Source organism: Arthrobacter sp. 18067, from assembly GCF_902706295.1.
GTDB lineage: Bacteria > Actinomycetota > Actinomycetes > Actinomycetales > Micrococcaceae > Arthrobacter.
Window position 1 is genome coordinate 126620 of sequence record NZ_CACSJJ010000007.1, and the last position, 16761, is coordinate 143380.

At 61.4% G+C, this 16761-nt stretch carries 18 protein-coding genes and 2 tRNA genes; 17 read left to right on the plus strand and 3 right to left on the minus strand.

Going from position 1 to position 16761, the window contains the following annotated elements; all coding sequences use genetic code 11:
* Positions 1 to 153 precede the first annotated feature (153 nt).
* From rplU to GVL04_RS09125, 10 genes are all read left to right on the plus strand, one after another.
* Complete coding sequence (gene rplU / locus GVL04_RS09080) at positions 154 to 462, plus strand: 50S ribosomal protein L21 (protein ID WP_018777818.1); 309 nt, start codon at positions 154 to 156, stop codon at positions 460 to 462.
* Positions 463 to 524: 62 nt separating this feature from the next.
* Entirely contained in the window at positions 525 to 788 is a 264-nt protein-coding gene (gene rpmA / locus GVL04_RS09085) for a 50S ribosomal protein L27 (RefSeq protein WP_003803426.1), read from the plus strand.
* A 155-nt stretch (positions 789 to 943) separates the two neighbouring features.
* The gene (gene obgE, locus GVL04_RS09090) at positions 944 to 2530 is read left to right on the plus strand and encodes a GTPase ObgE (protein ID WP_159702855.1); all 1587 of its coding nucleotides are present in this window, start codon (positions 944 to 946) and stop codon (positions 2528 to 2530) included.
* Positions 2520 to 3701 carry a glutamate 5-kinase gene (proB, locus tag GVL04_RS09095; RefSeq protein ID WP_159702858.1) on the plus strand — a complete coding sequence of 394 codons (1182 nt, stop codon included), beginning with the start codon at positions 2520 to 2522 and terminating at the stop codon, positions 3699 to 3701. The genes obgE and proB overlap by 11 nt, the downstream gene beginning before the upstream one ends.
* Entirely contained in the window at positions 3698 to 5062 is a 1365-nt protein-coding gene (locus GVL04_RS09100) for a glutamate-5-semialdehyde dehydrogenase (RefSeq protein ID WP_159702861.1), read from the plus strand. The genes proB and GVL04_RS09100 overlap by 4 nt, the downstream gene beginning before the upstream one ends.
* 82 nt (positions 5063 to 5144) lie before the next feature.
* Positions 5145 to 5384 carry a hypothetical protein gene (locus GVL04_RS09105; RefSeq protein WP_159702864.1) on the plus strand — a complete coding sequence of 80 codons (240 nt, stop codon included), beginning with the start codon at positions 5145 to 5147 and terminating at the stop codon, positions 5382 to 5384.
* Positions 5385 to 5388: 4 nt separating this feature from the next.
* The gene (gene nadD, locus GVL04_RS09110; RefSeq protein ID WP_268825368.1) at positions 5389 to 6063 is read left to right on the plus strand and encodes a nicotinate-nucleotide adenylyltransferase; all 675 of its coding nucleotides are present in this window, start codon (positions 5389 to 5391) and stop codon (positions 6061 to 6063) included.
* A gap of 7 nt (positions 6064 to 6070) precedes the next feature.
* Positions 6071 to 7252, plus strand: coding sequence for a hypothetical protein (locus GVL04_RS09115; RefSeq protein ID WP_159702867.1), 1182 nt, complete (start codon positions 6071 to 6073; stop codon positions 7250 to 7252).
* A gap of 58 nt (positions 7253 to 7310) precedes the next feature.
* Positions 7311 to 7715, plus strand: coding sequence for a ribosome silencing factor (rsfS, locus tag GVL04_RS09120; protein ID WP_091553904.1), 405 nt, complete (start codon positions 7311 to 7313; stop codon positions 7713 to 7715).
* A gap of 115 nt (positions 7716 to 7830) precedes the next feature.
* Positions 7831 to 7906, plus strand: a tRNA-Ala gene (locus GVL04_RS09125).
* 72 nt (positions 7907 to 7978) lie between these two features.
* Here the strand turns inward: GVL04_RS09125 and GVL04_RS09130 are convergent.
* A complete protein-coding gene (locus GVL04_RS09130) occupies positions 7979 to 8569 on the minus strand; it encodes a ScbR family autoregulator-binding transcription factor (RefSeq protein WP_159702870.1) in 591 nt (196 codons plus the stop codon).
* Between the two features lie 340 nt (positions 8570 to 8909).
* Here GVL04_RS09130 and GVL04_RS09135 point away from each other — a divergent pair.
* Positions 8910 to 8982, plus strand: a tRNA-Ala gene (locus GVL04_RS09135).
* A 61-nt stretch (positions 8983 to 9043) separates the two neighbouring features.
* Here the strand turns inward: GVL04_RS09135 and GVL04_RS09140 are convergent.
* Positions 9044 to 9421, minus strand: a complete 378-nt coding sequence (locus GVL04_RS09140) for a cupin domain-containing protein (protein ID WP_159702873.1) — start codon at positions 9419 to 9421, stop codon at positions 9044 to 9046.
* 202 nt (positions 9422 to 9623) lie between these two features.
* Here GVL04_RS09140 and GVL04_RS09145 point away from each other — a divergent pair, with 202 nt between their 5' ends.
* From GVL04_RS09145 to GVL04_RS09165, 5 genes are all read left to right on the plus strand, one after another.
* A complete protein-coding gene (locus GVL04_RS09145; RefSeq protein WP_235036220.1) occupies positions 9624 to 10754 on the plus strand; it encodes a class I SAM-dependent methyltransferase in 1131 nt (376 codons plus the stop codon).
* Positions 10755 to 10975: 221 nt separating this feature from the next.
* On the plus strand, positions 10976 to 12175 hold the full coding sequence (locus GVL04_RS09150) for an ROK family protein (RefSeq protein ID WP_235036221.1): 1200 nt from the start codon (positions 10976 to 10978) through the stop codon (positions 12173 to 12175).
* Between the two features lie 42 nt (positions 12176 to 12217).
* Positions 12218 to 13606, plus strand: coding sequence for an extracellular solute-binding protein (locus GVL04_RS09155; protein WP_159702879.1), 1389 nt, complete (start codon positions 12218 to 12220; stop codon positions 13604 to 13606).
* Positions 13603 to 14472 carry a carbohydrate ABC transporter permease gene (locus tag GVL04_RS09160; protein ID WP_159702882.1) on the plus strand — a complete coding sequence of 290 codons (870 nt, stop codon included), beginning with the start codon at positions 13603 to 13605 and terminating at the stop codon, positions 14470 to 14472. The genes GVL04_RS09155 and GVL04_RS09160 overlap by 4 nt, the downstream gene beginning before the upstream one ends.
* Positions 14469 to 15347: a carbohydrate ABC transporter permease gene (locus GVL04_RS09165; RefSeq protein ID WP_159702885.1), complete on the plus strand. Its 879-nt coding sequence runs from the start codon at positions 14469 to 14471 to the stop codon at positions 15345 to 15347. Before GVL04_RS09160 ends, GVL04_RS09165 begins: the two co-directional genes overlap by 4 nt.
* A 27-nt stretch (positions 15348 to 15374) precedes the next feature.
* On the opposite strand, the gene GVL04_RS09170 is transcribed toward GVL04_RS09165, so the two are convergent.
* Positions 15375 to 15578, minus strand: a complete 204-nt coding sequence (locus GVL04_RS09170) for a hypothetical protein (RefSeq protein ID WP_235036222.1) — start codon at positions 15576 to 15578, stop codon at positions 15375 to 15377.
* Positions 15579 to 15743: 165 nt separating this feature from the next.
* On the opposite strand from GVL04_RS09170, the gene GVL04_RS09175 reads away from it, so the two are divergent.
* The gene (locus tag GVL04_RS09175) at positions 15744 to 16751 is read left to right on the plus strand and encodes a MoxR family ATPase (RefSeq protein ID WP_159702891.1); all 1008 of its coding nucleotides are present in this window, start codon (positions 15744 to 15746) and stop codon (positions 16749 to 16751) included.
* The last annotated feature ends 10 nt before the right edge of the window (positions 16752 to 16761 follow it).

Genomic DNA, 16761 nt, shown 5'->3' on the forward strand with positions numbered 1-16761 from the left:
TTGGGTTATGCCCCTTGGAATTGTTCATGGGATGACTCGCGGACTTCGATCAGAAGTCCACGGCGTTGAGGCACAGCGCGAACCAAGCCTGATTCCGGTTCAAGGTTCCGCACGCAAATTTAGTTATAAACGTCGAGAGAAGTGAGTACCCAAGTGGTGTACGCGATTGTCCGCGCAGGCGGCCGCCAAGAAAAAGTTTCCGTTGGAGACTACGTAACGCTTAACCGCGTCCCCGGTGGAGCCGGCAGCACGCTTGAGCTGCCCGCCTTGCTCCTGGTTGATGGCGACAAGGTCACCTCCGCAGCTGCGGAACTGGCCAACGTCAAGGTCACGGCTGAGATCCTCGAGGACCTCCGTGGTCCGAAGATCGTCATCCAGAAGTTCAAGAACAAGACCGGCTACCGGAAGCGTCAGGGTCACCGTCAGGAACTGACCAAGATCAAGATCACCAGCATCGCGTAACTTTCGTTACCCGCTGTTCAGGTTTTTCAGTTTCCCCAGAAATTTAGAGGCAGGCATTTCACATGGCACACAAAAAAGGCGCGAGTTCCACTCGCAACGGTCGTGACTCCAACGCTCAGTACCTGGGCGTAAAGCGCTTCGGTGGTCAGGTAGTTTCCGCAGGCGAAATCATCGTTCGCCAGCGCGGAACCCACTTCCACCCGGGTGCAGGCGTCGGTCGCGGTGGCGACGACACCCTGTTCGCCCTGCAGGCCGGTGCGGTTGAGTTTGGTACTCGCCGCGGACGTCGCGTAGTGAACATCGTTGCTGCTGCAGCTGCAGAGTAACAACAAGTTCTGAACCGGTGGAGCGGGCCAATCGGCCCGCTCCACCGTTCTTTTAACCGCATTACAATCGACTAGGGCGCCTCAGGCGCGCTGGTTTTTGCAACAGCGCTGGTAACAGCAACAATCGCTGTAAGACAGCAACTGAGGAGATCCACGTGGCGAGCTTTGTAGACCGGGTAGTCCTGCACGTATCCGGCGGAACCGGCGGCCACGGCTGTGTCTCTGTAAAGCGGGAAAAGTTCAAGCCGCTTGGTGGCCCCGATGGGGGTAACGGTGGCAACGGTGGCGATGTCATCTTGCGGGTATCTGCCCAGACCACCACGCTGCTGGACTACCACCACGCTCCCCACCGCCACGCCACTAATGGTGGCCCGGGCATGGGCGACTGGCGCGGCGGCAAGAACGGCGAGACCCTGATTCTTCCCGTCCCTGACGGCACCGTAGTGAAGACCAAGGACGGCGAAGTCCTGGCCGACCTCGTCGGTGAGGGTACCGAATTCATCGCAGCTGCCGGTGGCCAGGGCGGCCTCGGCAATGCCTCCCTTTCTTCGCAGAAGCGCCGCGCCCCGGGCTTTGCCCTGCTCGGCATCGAAGGCGAATCCAGCGACATTGTCCTGGAACTGAAGTCCATCGCAGATATTGCGTTGGTTGGTTTCCCGTCGGCCGGCAAATCCAGCCTCATCGCTGCCATGTCTGCCGCCCGGCCGAAGATCGCCGATTACCCTTTCACGACCCTCATTCCCAACCTTGGTGTGGTGCAGGCAGGCGAAGTCCGCTTCACTATTGCCGACGTTCCGGGCCTGATCGAGGGCGCCAGTGAAGGCAAGGGCCTTGGCCACAACTTCCTCCGCCACGTTGAGCGCTGCGCCGCGCTCGTGCACGTCCTTGACTGCGGAACGCTCGAATCTGACCGCGATCCTCTGTCCGACCTCGCCATTATTGAGGCCGAACTCGAGAAATACGCGGTTGACATGAGCTACGCCGGAGTTGACGGTGAGGTTGTTCCGCTGAACGAGCGTCCCAAGCTTGTTGTGCTCAACAAGGTGGATCTCCCCGATGGCAAGGACATGGCCGAATTCGTTCGTCCGGACCTGGAAGCACGCGGATACCGGGTCTTCGAAGTGTCAGCCACAAGCCATGAGGGCTTGCGTCAGCTGGGCTTCGCCATGGCGGAAATTGTCAAGGCTGCACGCGACGCCGTCGCGATTGCGCCTCCCAAGGTTGCTGCACCCGTCCTGCGTCCGCGGGCAGTCAACGAGTCCGGTTTCAAGATCCGCCGCGAGGAAAAGAACCTCGAGCCGCTGTTCCGCGTTCTGGGCGAAAAGCCTGTGCGCTGGGTCAAGCAGACGGACTTCACCAACGAGGAAGCCATTGGTTACCTCGCTGACCGCCTGGCCAAGCTGGGTGTCGAAACTGAGCTCTTCAAGGTTGGCGCCAAGCCCGGCGACACCGTTGTTATTGGCGAAGACGATGGCGTTGTCTTCGACTGGGAGCCCACCATGATGGCCGGCGCTGAACTTCTGGCGACTCCGCGAGGCACCGACATCCGTGTTGCGGACATCGGTGACCGTCCGACCCGTTCGCAAAAGCGTGACGAACAGATCGAGCGCCGTGAAGCCAAGGCGGCCGCCCGTGCCGAGCTCGAAGCCGAACGCAAGGCGGGCATCTGGACTGAATCCGTCAGCGGCCGCCGTGCGCAGACCGTGAGGGAAAGCACCCTGGACTCCGGTGATGACGACTAGGACCATCAACGCTCCGGACACGGCTGAGGGCCTTGAACGCCAGGCCCTCGCCACCGCAAAGCGGATTGTGGTCAAGGTGGGGTCTTCCTCGCTGACCAGCATCAAGGGTGGCATCTCCGAGAAGTCCCTTGCCGGACTGGTGGACGCCCTCGCGGATAAGCGGAATGCCGGCACCGAAATCATTCTGGTGTCCTCCGGTGCCATTGCTGCCGGCTTGGCTCCGCTGGGCCTGGCGAAACGGCCCAAGGACCTTGCAACCCAGCAGGCCGCAGCAAGCGTTGGCCAGGGGCTCCTCATGGCGCGTTATACCCAGGCGTTCAGCGCCCACGGTGTCACCGTCAGCCAGGTCCTGTTGACTGCCGATGACCTCATGCGGCGCACGCAGCACACCAACGCTTTCCGTGCCCTGGACCGGCTGCTCAATCTCGGTGTGGTGCCGGTGGTCAATGAGAATGACACCGTGGCAACGCACGAGATCCGCTTCGGCGACAACGACCGGCTCGCTGCCTTGGTGGCACACCTGGTCCGCGCCGATGCGCTCGTGCTGCTCTCCGACGTCGACGCCCTCTATGACGGCCCGCCGTCCCAGGGTGCCAAGCGCATTCCGTTGGTCCGCGGTCCGCAGGACCTCGAGGACGTGACCATCGGCAAGGCCGGCAAGGCCGGGGTCGGAACCGGTGGCATGATGACCAAGGTGGAAGCGGCATCCATCGCCGCCGGCTCGGGTATTCACGCCTTGGTCACCTCAACTGCCAACGCTGCCGCGGCCCTGGCGGGGGAGGACGTGGGCACCTGGTTCGCCGTGAACGGCAACCGCAAGCCTGTCCGCCTGTTGTGGCTGGCCCACCTGGCAACGGTTCACGGACGGTTGATGCTCGACGACGGCGCGGTGAAAGCCGTGCGCGACCGGCACAGGTCACTCCTTCCTGCAGGTATTTCCGATGTCAGCGGTGACTTCGAGGCCGGCGATCCCGTTGAGATGATTGCCCACGACGGAACCGTTGTGGCGCGTGGGCTGGTGAACTACTCTTCGGACGAGCTCCCGCGCATGCTGGGACGCACTACCCAGGAGCTCGGCCAGGCACTGGGCCGGGGCTATGACCGCGAAGTTGTTCATGTTGATGATCTGGTACTCCTGCGGTCGTCCCGCTCATCTAAACTTGGAGCATGACTGAAGCGCTGACTCCCGACGCCCCTGTGATCTCCGACGTGTCCGGTGCCCCCGGCCAGACGCCGGAGAACCCTGCGGCAGGCGGCGTTCCACTGTCCGCGGAGGATGTCCAAGCTGCCGTTCATGCCATTGCCGACCGTTCCCGTAAGGCTGCCCGCCGCATGGGACAGGCCAACCGTGCCTGGAAGGACCGTGCTCTGCGCGCCATCGGAACAGCTCTTGTCGAGAACCGAAAGCACATACTTGAGGCCAACGCCAAGGACGTGGCCGTAGGACGCGCCAATGGCACCTCTGCGGCACTTCTTGACCGCCTCACCCTGACCCCCGCCCGCATCGACGGCCTGGTTGCGGCTTTGGAGAACCTCGCAGGCCTTCCTGATCCCGTGGGGAACGTGGTCCGGGGACAAACCCTCCCCAACGGACTGCGCCTGCGCCAGGTTAATGTGCCTATGGGTGTGGTGGCCGCAATCTATGAAGCCCGCCCGAACGTCACGGTGGATATTGCCGGCCTGGCCCTGAAGAGTGGCAATGCCGTGATCCTCAGGGGTGGGTCTGCCGCCGCGAACACCAACGAGGCATTGGTGCAGATCCTTCGCGAAGCGCTGGATTCCGTCGGCCTGCCTGCAGACGCTGTTCAGACAGTGGATCAGTACGGCCGCGAAGGCGCGAACGTCCTGATGCGCGCCCGGGGGCGCGTGGATGTCCTCATTCCGCGTGGCGGACGCGACCTCATCCAGACGGTGGTGACCAACTCCTCTGTCCCCGTCATCGAGACAGGCGAAGGCAATGTCCATATCTTCATCGACGAGTCCGCCAGTGAAGAGATGGCAGTGGAGATTCTCCTCAACGCCAAGACCCAGCGGCCCAGTGTCTGCAACACAGTAGAGACGCTTTTGGTTCATTCAGGTTCCACCGTGCTGCCGGCCGTTGCCGCTGCCTTGCGTGCGGCCGGGGTCACCCTCCACGTTGATGAAAGGATCGCTGCCGCCTTGGGCGATGCCGTGGACAGCGTTCCGGCAGATGATGAGGACTGGGCCACCGAATACATGGACCTTGACCTGGCAGTGGCCATGGTGGACACCTTGGATGACGCCGTTAACCACATCCGTACGTGGACCACCGGGCACACGGAGGCGATCCTCACGAACAACCTGTCCAACGCCGAGAAGTTCATTGCCGAGATTGATTCCGCCGCGGTGATCGTCAATGCGTCCACACGCTTTACCGACGGCGGCGAACTGGGCCTCGGCGCCGAAGTGGGTATTTCGACGCAGAAGCTGCACGCACGAGGTCCCATGGGGCTTACGGAGCTGACCACCACCAAGTGGATCGTCCAGGGTGAAGGCCAAGTCCGCAGCTAGCAACGCTGTAACATAGAACAGAAGTCCGGAACGGTGGGGAGTCCCGCCGTGCAAAACATTTCAGAACCAACTAGGGGAGAAGATGCTGTTTCAGCAGATCGCCACGTCCATTGCCACCCAAACGGAAGGCGGGCACGAGGAGCTCGCGCCGCTGTGGGCTGAGCCGTGGGTCTTCGGCGTCGTGATGTTCACTTTCCTGCTTGTCCTCATGTTCGTCACCCTCTCCTACACCAATCTGGGTAACCGCCACGAGGCCGTGGAGGAGCACTCCGATCCGCACCGCCAGCACCCCAACAAGCACACCCACGGGCAGGGCCACTAACATTATCGCCGCAACACCGCGTGGGGAGTCGGGGCGCAGGCTTCGGCTGGGCGTGATGGGCGGAACATTTGATCCGATCCATCACGGCCACCTTGTGGCTGCAAGTGAAGTCGCAGCCAAGTTTGGCCTCGATGAAGTGGTTTTCGTGCCCACAGGCCAACCTTGGCAGAAATCGCACAAACTGGTCAGCGAGCCGGAGCACCGGTACCTGATGACGGTGATTGCCACGGCTTCAAACCCGAGGTTCACTGTCAGTCGGGTGGACGTCGACCGGCCAGGGCCCACATTCACCATCGACACGCTCCGCGACCTCCGGGCGCAGCGTCCGGACGCCGACCTCTTCTTCATCACCGGCGCAGACGCTTTGGCACAGATCCTGTCCTGGAAGGACGTGGACGAGTTGTGGTCCTTGGCACACTTCGTCGGCGTAACCCGTCCTGGACATGAACTCAATGATCTTGGACGGACCGATGACGTCAGTTTGCTGGAGGTCCCTGCCATGGCGATTTCCTCCACGGATTGCCGGACCCGCGTCGGTGCAGGGAACCCCGTCTGGTACCTGGTGCCGGATGGAGTGGTGCAATACATCGCGAAATATGGACTGTACGCGGCGCATCCTGTGGCAGGGGAGCTGACGCCCGCTTTGTCCGGATCAGACGACCAAGCACGTACTGAATGAGTTTTGAATGAGCAGCCAGGAACAGCGACCCATCCGCAGCAGGCGCGAGCTTCGCCGCGCCCGGGAAGAGCAGCCGGAGGCGCAGCCGGACACGAAGGTGGAGCCGGACGCGAAGGTGGAGCCGGAAGCGCCCACAAGCCGTAACCGTCGCGTCGCGGATGGGCCGGTAGACGCCTTAGGAACCGCTGCGCAGGAGAGATCCTCGCAGGTCCGTGCCCGCGATCGTGCTGCACTGCGGACCATCAAGGAGCTTGCAGACAAGGAAGAGCAACTCTCCGGCGGTGGGCCCCCCACTCGTCGTCAGCTTCGTCTGCAGCAACTCCAGGCTGAAGTTGCTACGTCAATGAACCCGATCGTTCCAGCGGCCGGCGCCACGCCGGACGCTGGAAAGTCCGAGGCCGCCAAGGAAGCCCCGCAGGACAAGGACGCTTCCAAGGACAAGTCCGCCACAACGGACAAAGTTTCCGGCGGTCCCGCGGAATCCGAAATGTCCGTGGAACAGGCGCTGGCGGTCCGGGAGTTGATCGCGGCCCAGGTTCAAAACCAGACTGCCAAGTTGGAACACATTGCCGAGCAGGATCCGTTGGCCGTTGATCCGGCGGTGCTGGCGGAACAGATTGCCCTGGCCGAACGCGCTGCAGTGTTGAACAAGCGCGCAGCCGCCAAGCAAAAGCTTGCCGAGCAAAACCAGGCTGAGCAAGGCAAGGTGTCCACGGATAGCAAGCCGGCAGGCAACGGCAAATCCCCAGGTGCCACCGCAGGTCCTTCCACGGCCAACAACCTGGCTATGGTGACTCCTTTGGAGTTCGTCAAGGTTCCGGGTGTTGAACGGCCGGTAATGAAGCGTCCCAGCACCACCTTCGTGCCGTTGATCACCTCTGCTGGACCCAAGTTGGACGGCGAGCAGTCACAAGGCAAGAAGCCGGGTTCGCGAGGACGCGCTGGAGTTCTTGCCCGCGCGGAAGCGGTTGCCAGGTCCGCCAGGAAGAAGCCAGTTGCCCAGGCTGAACCCGGCGAAGCAGAGCAGCGGCCCCCGGTCTCTGCCAGCGCTGCCTATGGGCTGGATCCTTTGGACGTCAACACGGCAGGACTGGCCAGGGCTCAACGCAACAGGCTGCTGCAGTTCGGCGTTCTGGCATTGGGCTTGGTAGCGCTCATTGTCGGCATCATCATGATCACCAGCGGCTAGTTCCGCTCAATTACGGCTCACGCCACACATAGGCCACAGGCCACAACAAGGAGTCCCCATGTCTGCACATGAACAATCCATCACCCTCGCCCGTCACGCCGCGCGTGCAGCGGCTGACAAACTCGCCGAGGATATCGTTGCCCTGGATGTCAGCGAGCGTTTGGCGCTCACTGATATCTTCCTGATTGCTTCGGCTCCCACCGAGCGCCAGGTCAACGCAATCGTCGATGGCATCGAGGAAGAACTGCTGAAGCAGGACCTCCGTCCCGTACGCCGCGAGGGACGCTCTGAGGGCCGCTGGGTCCTGCTGGACTACGCGGACATCGTGATCCACGTCCAGCACGCCGAGGATCGTGTGTTCTACGCCCTGGAGCGCCTGTGGAAGGACTGCCCGGTAGTAGACCTCGAGTTGGGTGATGACGCCTCTGCCAAGGCTGTTTCAGCAGAGGATTCCGAGCACTAGAAACGGCGGCAACCGAATATGCTCGATTTGGAATTTTCGGAAATGCTGTTCTAAGATATTTGAGTTGCTTCGGCGCGGATAGCTGAAAATGCTGAACGCGAAGCAGCAAGAATATGGGGCTGTGGCGCAGCTGGTAGCGCACCTGCATGGCATGCAGGGGGTCAGGGGTTCGAGTCCCCTCAGCTCCACCAAAGAAGGTCCTGCTTTCCTCAAGGGAAGCAGGACCTTTTCCCGTATCCGGGGATGTGTCCAAGGGGGCGGCCTCAGTTGGTCGGGCGGGATATCAGGGCCGGCAGCATGAATGCCCACATTTGTTCGATCCTGGGCATTACGTCTTCACGGGCAGTCAAGACCTCGGAAACCATCTGGACGCCGGTGAAGGATGCAATCAAAAAGCGGGCGAACGCTGCGGGATCGAGGTCAGACCTGACAGTGCCATCCGTTTGGGCTTGGGTCAGCAGTTGCTCCGCAGTCTTGATCCAGTCTTGGTAGGGACCGGATACATCAGCTTGAAATGCCGATGATTCAAAGGTGAGGCGGATCCCGCCTTGGACGATCGGTTCGTCCAGCAGGTGCTGCCCGAACATTCTGCAAAGTTGGATGATTTTCTCCAGGGCAGGAATGTCCGATGCCGCTATCTGTGACCCGGCCGCCGATACAATTGCGTGCTGTTCTTCGATGACGGCCAAGGCGAGTTCGCGCTTGGACGTGAAGTGGAAGTACAGGGCGCCCTTAGTCACGGCGGCGCGCTTGGTGATGTCAGCCAAGCTGGCGTTCCCATACCCAATCTCCGCGAAGACCCGCGCGGCACCTTCAATGACGGCAAGCCGGGTTTCTTTCGCACGTTGCTGCATGGGTGGTTGGAACCTCTCGGGTGGTGCCGGTCGCGGGGCGATCGGGCCGCCGCTGAGACCCCATAACGCTATCATCCAGCACACACGAAGAAACCGGCTGGACGGTTTGGTTTATAGCGCCACAGATTCTAGACTTCAACTGGAGCAGCAGCTTTCTGAGTGCTGACTCCTCGGCAGCCGGTTTGGGGGGAGGTGCGGTGGATTCGTCCAACGCACCTCGGCTGCTGGGCGCGTGACGCAGTTCACGTTCGGACGATTTCTCTTCTTGGTGGATTGTGGTTAGTATTGACGAGTTGCTTCGCCGGGAAGAGAAATACTTCCCCTTGAAGTCGGCAAATCCGGGGCTGTGGCGCAGCTGGTAGCGCACCTGCATGGCATGCAGGGGGTCAGGGGTTCGAGTCCCCTCAGCTCCACTTCGGAAAGGACCCCGCTCATTTGAGCGGGGTCCTTTTGTTTGTCCCGAATCGGAGCCCCCTATCCGGGAGGTCGCGCAAATTCGGCGCCGCTGACAAACTCAACGCCTTGGAACGGTTGATCGCCTACCACCTTGGCGTTGTGACCCGGTGGGATCGTGTATGAATCGCCGGCGGAAATACTGATTTGCCCGCCGTCGTTGGTTTCTACTTCCAGATTGCCGGAGACGCAGAAGCCGACGTGGCTCAACTGGCAGGAGTCTGTACCCACCACTGGTTTGATGCAGTCGGCCCATGTCCAACCCGGTTCAAACGTCATCCGGCCGATTGTGTAGTCACCTACGGTGACGAGGTCCAGCACGGTTTTGTCCGGTCGGCGTGTTTCATCGGGAGAGTTGTGGGACTTTACTTCGAGGTTCGTGACAACATTGACACTCATGGCTTCTCGCAGGGGAGAGGGAGCCGAATGATGGGTAGTCCCGGTGCCTGGCTCCGAGGATTCGCGGTGACGTGTGCCTGCGCTGCCGGAATACTTGCCTTCCCGACCAGACAAGCAGGTGTTTGTATGGTGCACCCTCAAGGTTCCTCCCAAGCCCCGCCAAAGTCGAGACAAATACGCAATGAAAGCGAGAACATTAATAGTGACGGCATTGGAGCTTGAAGCCCTGTTCAGCTCATTGTCCAGGCTTCCCGACGTCGAAGCAGACAACTTGCAGGCGTACGACGCTACTGATCGCCTTCTGCTAGAAACGGCGGCGGGTCTTGTCGCCCCCGGCGCTTCTGTGGTTGTCATCGGTGACCGGTACGGCGCCTTGACGCTGGGGGCGTTGTCAGGGCTCGGCGTCGGGCATGTGCGCGTCAGCCAAGACCTCTTCACTGGTCGCCTCGCATTGGCGCGCAACGCCAAAGCAGCCGAACTTGACGGCCGCTTCACCCTGCATGAACTCGGCAGGGAGTTATTGGGCAGCGCGGCCCTGGTACTTGTTCAGTTGCCGAAGTCGCTGGCTGAGCTGGAAGAAATTGCCGACGCCGTTGCCCGGTTCGCGGCGCCGGATGCGGTAATGCTGGCCGGCGGCCGCGTCAAGCACATGACGATGGGCATGAACACGGTCCTGAACAGGTACTTCTCGTCGGTCCAACCCCAGCTTGCCCGGCAGAAGTCCAGGGTTCTCATGGCCAGGGACCCCAAAACAGTTAACGACACGCCACCGTTCCCGGTTGTAGAACCCCTGCCGGAACTCGGAATCAAAGTGTGCGCCCATGGTGCTGTCTTCTCCGGCGCGCACCTCGATATCGGGACGCGATTCCTGCTCACGTTCCTGGATAGCATGCCGGCCGCCCGCCGCGTCGTCGACCTCGGATGTGGCACGGGCATTCTGGCCACGATGTATGCACGTCGCCATGATGGTGCAAACGTGGTCGCAACAGACCAGTCCGCGGCTGCTGTAGCCTCGGCCCGGGGTACTGCAGGGGCAAATGGCCTGGGAGAGCGGGTCTCCGTGGTTCACGATGATGCCATGTCAACACTTGAACCAGGCAGCGCTGACCTCATCCTCCTGAACCCGCCCTTCCATTTGGGCGCCACCGTCCACGCTGGCGCGGCGCTGAAGATGTTCCAGGCCGCCGCGCGGGTCCTGGCACCGGGAGGGGAACTCTGGACTGTGTATAACAGCCATCTGCAGTACCGGGCCGCGCTTGAACGGATTATAGGGTCGACATCGGAAGAAGGCCGCAACCCGAAGTTCACTGTGACGCGCAGCATCAAATCCTGAAGTGGCGTCATCAAGGCACGGTCTGAATGCCCGTCACATAGAATTCAGTGTCATCGTTACCAACCCCTGACTCCGGCGCCAGCGTGTGCTCGTATCGGTGGAGGCGTGGGTATCGTACGATGCAGACACAGACCAATTCGACGAAGTTTTCCGAATGACGAGGGGCATCAGTGACTGAGATCCGGCAGCCGACACCTAGGCGCGGAACGAATCTACCCCGTATGGGGGACTTCAATCTGACCGTCATTCTGGAGGCGATCCGGCGGTCAACGCTCGGGCTGAGCCGTGTTGAACTGGCGCAGATTGTTGGGCTTTCCCCACAGACGATTTCCAATATTTCCCGGCGCCTCCTGGATCAGCAACTGATCGTCGAGGCCGGCAAGGAAGGCTCCGGCCCGGGCAAACCGCGGACCATCCTGCGCCTTAATCCCGCCGGTATGTATGCGGTGGGCGTCCATCTGGACCCCGCTGTCATTACCTTCGTGGTTCTTGACCTTCTGGGCGACGTTGTCAGGCATTCGCGGATGGCAACTCCTGGCGGCGACCCGGCAGGAGTGATCACCAGCATCGCAGGGCAAATCAAGGTTCTCATCGAAGAGTCCGGCGTGGATGAGTCCAAGATCGCCGGGCTCGGAGTGGCTGTCCCCGGCCCGATTGACCTCGACGAGGGCTCCGTCGTGGAACCGCCATTGCTGACTCGGTGGAACCGGGTGCGTATCCGCGAGGCGTTGAGCGAGGCGACCGGGCTGGAAACCCTTGTGGACAAGGACGTAACCAGCGCAGCGGTGGCCGAGACATGGGCAGGTGGCGCCAGCGGTGCAGGCAGCTTTGTTTTCATGTATATGGGCACTGGTATCGGCTGCGGCATTGTGCTCAACGACGAAGTGGTGCGGGGGACGTCCGGGAACGCTGGCGAAATCGGCCACATCGTGGTTGAGCCCGGCGGTCCACTGTGTGATTGCGGACTGCACGGATGCGTTAAGTCTTCCTGCATCCCACAGGTCCTGGTGGCAGAGGCCGAAGCAGCCGGCGTCCTTGACGGTCACCGGGAGGGTGCAGACGGTCCCGAAGTCCAGGAACGCTATGCGGAACTATGCGACAAAGCTGATGCGGGCGACCAGAAAGCCATTGCCATCCTGGATAAGTCGGCAACACTCGTGGCGCGCGCAGTCTCCGTGGTGACCAACACTTTGGACGTGGAGCGGGTTGTCTTCGGCGGTCCGTTCTGGGCGCGGATGTCGCCGTACTTCATGGAACGTGTTCCGGCACTCCTGGACAAGAACAATGCTGCCCGCATGATCCACGACCTCGAAGTAGTAGGAACCGGAGTAGGCGAAGATGTCGGCGCCATTGGTGCGGCATGCCTCGTCCTGGAGCACATGCTGGCACCGCGGGCCCAGCGGCTCCTGCTGGAGGGCTAAGTAAGAGCACCTTTGACGGATTGGAGCACCATGGGCCGCCCAATGAAGTTAGCCGGTTTGACGTTTGCCGTAGTGAAGCCGGCCGCGGTGAAGTTTGCTGCCATGGTTTCCGTCGCTGCGGTCCTTGTGGCAGCGACTTCCTGTTCGCCCACGCCTGAGGCAGCGGAGAACAAGACCCTCAAGATCGTCTATCAGAAAACTGATGCGTTCACGGCCCTTGATGCCGTCATGCAAGAGGCCAAGAAGGAATTCGAAGCCGCCAACTCCGGTGTAACCGTGGAGTTGCAGCCCATTCAGGCCAATGATGATGACTACGGGACCAAACTCGCGTTGGCGCAGCGTTCGCCGGACACGGCGCCGGATGTTTTCTACGAAGACACGTTCAAGGTTCGCTCGGATGTCGACGCCGGGTACCTCCTGAACCTGGATAGTTACCTTGCGAAATGGGATGACTGGTCCAATTTCAATGACGCTGCCAAGGCCGCGGGCCGGGCAGATGACGGCAGTATCTATGCGGTGCCGTTGGGCACGGATACCCGGGCCATCTGGTACAACAAGGCCGTCCTTCAGAAGGCGGGCATTCCCGTTCCGTGGCAGCCCAAGACCTGGGAGGACATCCTGACCACGGCCCGTGCCGTGAAGGCATCGGATCCGAACGTGATCGCGTTCAACATGTACGCGGGCAAGGGGACCGGCGAAGGCACCGTCATGCAGGGTTTCTACGAACTCCTTTATGGGACAGACAGCACTTTGTATGACGAGTCAGCCAAGAAATGGGTTGTCGGCTCCCAAGGTTTCACGGACTCGCTGGCCTTCCTGAAGACCCTCTACGACGAGAAGCTCGCTGTTAGTCCTGCAGAAGCGCTGGACGCGAACGTATGGAAGAAAGTCTTTGGCGAGTGGTTCCCCCAGGGCAAGCTGGCGGCCACAGTGGAAGGTTCCTACACGCCGTCGTTCTGGCAGAAGGGCGGTGCGTACGAATGGGCCGGCTATGAGCAGGACATGGGGGTTGCGATGTTCCCGACCCGGAATGGCCAGGACCCCGGTGGCGTCAGCATGTCAGGCGGCTGGACGCTTGCAGTGGGGGCGAAGAGCAGGAACCCGGACCTTGCCTTCCAGTTCCTCAGCACAGCGCTGAACAAGAAGAACGCGTTGTCTTATGACATCAACAACTCGCAGATCGCCGTTCGTACGGATGTAGCCTCCGAAGCTGAATACCTGGCAGCCAACCCGTTCGTGAAGGATGTTTCGGACTTGGTGGCCGTGACGCATTACAGGCCCGCCACCGCTGACTACCCGAGAATTTCCACTGCTGTCCAGGTGGCCACGGAATCAGTGATCACGGGCAAGCAAAGTCCTGAAGATGCTGCTGCGGAATACGACGCCACGGTCCGGAAGCTTGTGGGGGAGGACAAGGTCCTGGAGAAATGACCATCCGCCGCTTCCTGCGGCTCCTGCCGGTAGTCCCGTCAATACTGCTGCTCCTGCTCTTCCTGCTGGCCCCGGTGGCCTGGTCCTTTTATGCGTCCTTCACCGACGCAGCCCTATCCGGTAAGGCTGCCAGGGATCCGCAATGGGTTGGCGCGGACAACTATGTGCGGATGTTCAGCGACGACTCCTTCCCTCTGGCCGCCTGGCTGACGGTGGTGTTCGTGGCGGCCTCGGCTGTGCTGGGGCAAAACGTGCTGGGGCTGCTGATCGCCGTGCTGATGACAAGATCACGCAGGGTTGTGTCGTCCTTGGTCGGTACGGCAGTCGTGGCGGCTTGGGTACTCCCTGAAATCGTGGCGGCATTTGCCGCTTATGCCTACTTCAACCGGGACGGCACCCTGAACCAGGTGGTGGACATCCTCGGAGGCCAGGGCCTGGACTGGCTGTATTCGTTCCCCCTCGTGGCCATCATCCTTGCCAATACCTGGCGGGGGACCGCTTTCTCCATGCTGGTGTACAGGGCTGCCCTGGCGGAAGTCCCCCGGGACATCGCGGAAGCCGCACTGATGGATGGTGCCCGGGGCTGGCAAAGGCTCGTGTTCATTACCTTGCCGTTGATCCGCAGCAGCATCGCCACGAACCTGATGCTGATCACGCTCCAGACGCTGGCTGTATTCACCCTTATCTGGGTGATGACGGCAGGTGGACCGGCTAACGCCAGCACTACGCTGCCTGTGTTGGCTTACCAGGAGGCGTTCAAGTTCGGCGACATCGGATACGGCACTGCGGTGGCGTCCGTGCTGATCCTGTTGGGCATGGTTTTCGGTGCTGTCTATGTACGGCTCCTGCGGGAGCAGCGCCCATGACCACCAGCAGCCTGCGAGCGCGGGATCGGACGGAAGGCACGACGGCGGGTGGCAGCTCGAGCTTTAAGGCCAGGCTGGGTGCAGACATCGCCCTTGCGGTGATCGGGATCTGCTTCCTGGCGCCTTTGCTGTGGTTGCTGCTGGCCGCCGTCGATCCCCAGGCCGGCTACCAGACCAAGGTGCCATCGGCGCCGTCGCTGGCGAACTTCCGCGCCGTGCTGACACCTGAGCTGTTGATCCAGCCGTTGGCCAACAGTTTCTTGTTGTCCACTGGCACGGCAGTGGTGAACCTGATTGCGGCGGTGCTCGCCGCGTACCCCCTATCCAGGTACCAGTCCCGGTTCAACAAACCATTCATGTACACGGTCCTGTTTGGTACGTCGTTGCCGGTGACCGCAATCATGGTGCCCGTCTACGGGTTGTTCGTCCAACTGCAGATGCTGGATTCCATGGCGGCCACCATCTTCTTCATGGCAACCACTACTTTGCCCATGGCGATATGGATGACCAAGAACTTCATGGACTCCGTGCCCCTGGAGTTGGAGGAGGCGGCGTGGATGGATGGCGCATCGGCAATGGCGGCACTGCGGACAATCGTCCTGCCTTTGATGCGGCAGGGGCTCGGTGTGGTGTTTATCTTCGTTTTCATCCAGGCATGGGGAAACTTCTTTGTTCCCTTCATTCTGTTGCTTTCACCGGGCAAGCAACCGGCTGCGGTGTCCATTTTCAGTTTCTTTGGCCAGCATGGCGCTATTGCCTACGGCCAGTTGGCTGCGTTCTCCATCCTGTACTCCGTACCCGTGCTGGTGCTCTACGCCCTGGTTTCCCGCGGCATGGGGAACTCCTTTGCCCTTTCTGGAGCCATTAAGGGCTAGCTGGAGCCATGAAGGGGCGGTGGAACCTCAGTCGATGTCTTCGATGATCTCCCCGTAAGGGATGGACTCGTCAACGTGGGCCTGATGCCCGGTTGGCCCCCTGTTGAAGGTGATCCGGACCCCGTGGCGCTCGTCGGCGGCCGATTGCAGGAGAACGGGCCGTACAGCGTCGATGACGTGCTGGTCCTGGGCGGCGAGGTAGGTCTGATAGGCGGCTGGTAGCTGATGCATGGCAAAAGGATAGACCCCGGATGGCTGCATGGGGAGGGGTCCCCATTGCGGCCTTGAGCAGGGAGGGCTTGGATAGAGTGGCCTCTGCAGGCGGAAGCACTTTGTGCCAGGCACCCGTGCCGGCTGCCTGCCGGGAGACAAAGACGCCAGCGAGGGGACCCACGAGTGCAACAGACAACAGCCACGGCCGGTATCGACGCCCCGGACATGGCCCGTGCCCAGCAACTCGTCGGCAGCATCATCCGTAGCTTCGAGAACAAAGTGGTGGGCCAGGCCAGGCTGCGTGAGACCCTGGTCATCGGGTTGTTGACGGGCGGCCACGTGCTGCTGGAAAGTGTTCCCGGCCTTGCCAAGACCACCGCAGCCCAGGCAATCGCGGAGTCGGTCAGCGCGGAGTTCCGCCGGATCCAGTGCACCCCGGACCTGCTGCCCAGCGACATTGCAGGCACGCAGATTTTCGACGCCGCCAAAGGTACGTTTGTCACCCAGTTGGGTCCGGTCCACGCCAATATCGTGCTGCTGGATGAGATCAACAGATCCAGCGCGAAGACGCAGAGTGCCATGCTGGAGGCCATGCAGGAACGGCAGACGTCCATTGGTGGTGAGACCTACCCTTTGCCGCAACCGTTCCTGGTGCTGGCCACGCAGAACCCCATCGAGCAGGAAGGAACGTATCGCCTTCCCGAAGCGCAAATGGACCGTTTCATGCTCAAGGACGTGCTGGACTATCCCAGTCCGGCTGAGGAAGCGGAGGTCATCCGCAGGATCGACGCCGGTGTGTTCACCGACGATCAGAGGCCACCCGCCGCGGCTTCGCTTAACGCAGTGGTGCAGGTGCAGGAGCTCGTGCGGCGCGTCTACATCGACCCTGCCATCGTCAGATACATCGTGGGTCTCGCCTACGTCACCCGCAATGCTTCGCAGTACTTGGAGCCCAAGCTTGCCAACCTCGTGGAGTTCGGTGCCAGCCCGCGGGCCAGCATCGCCTTCAGCCAGGCAGCAAGGGCGCTGGCCTTGCTGAACGGCCGTGACCATGTGATTCCGGAGGACGTCAAGAGCCTTGCCCACCGGATCCTGCGGCACCGCATCATTCTCGGGTTCGATGCTGTGGTTGAAGGTGTCCCGGTGGAAACCGTCATCGATGCCGTCGTGGCGTCTGTCCAGACACCGTAGCGGGGACTAC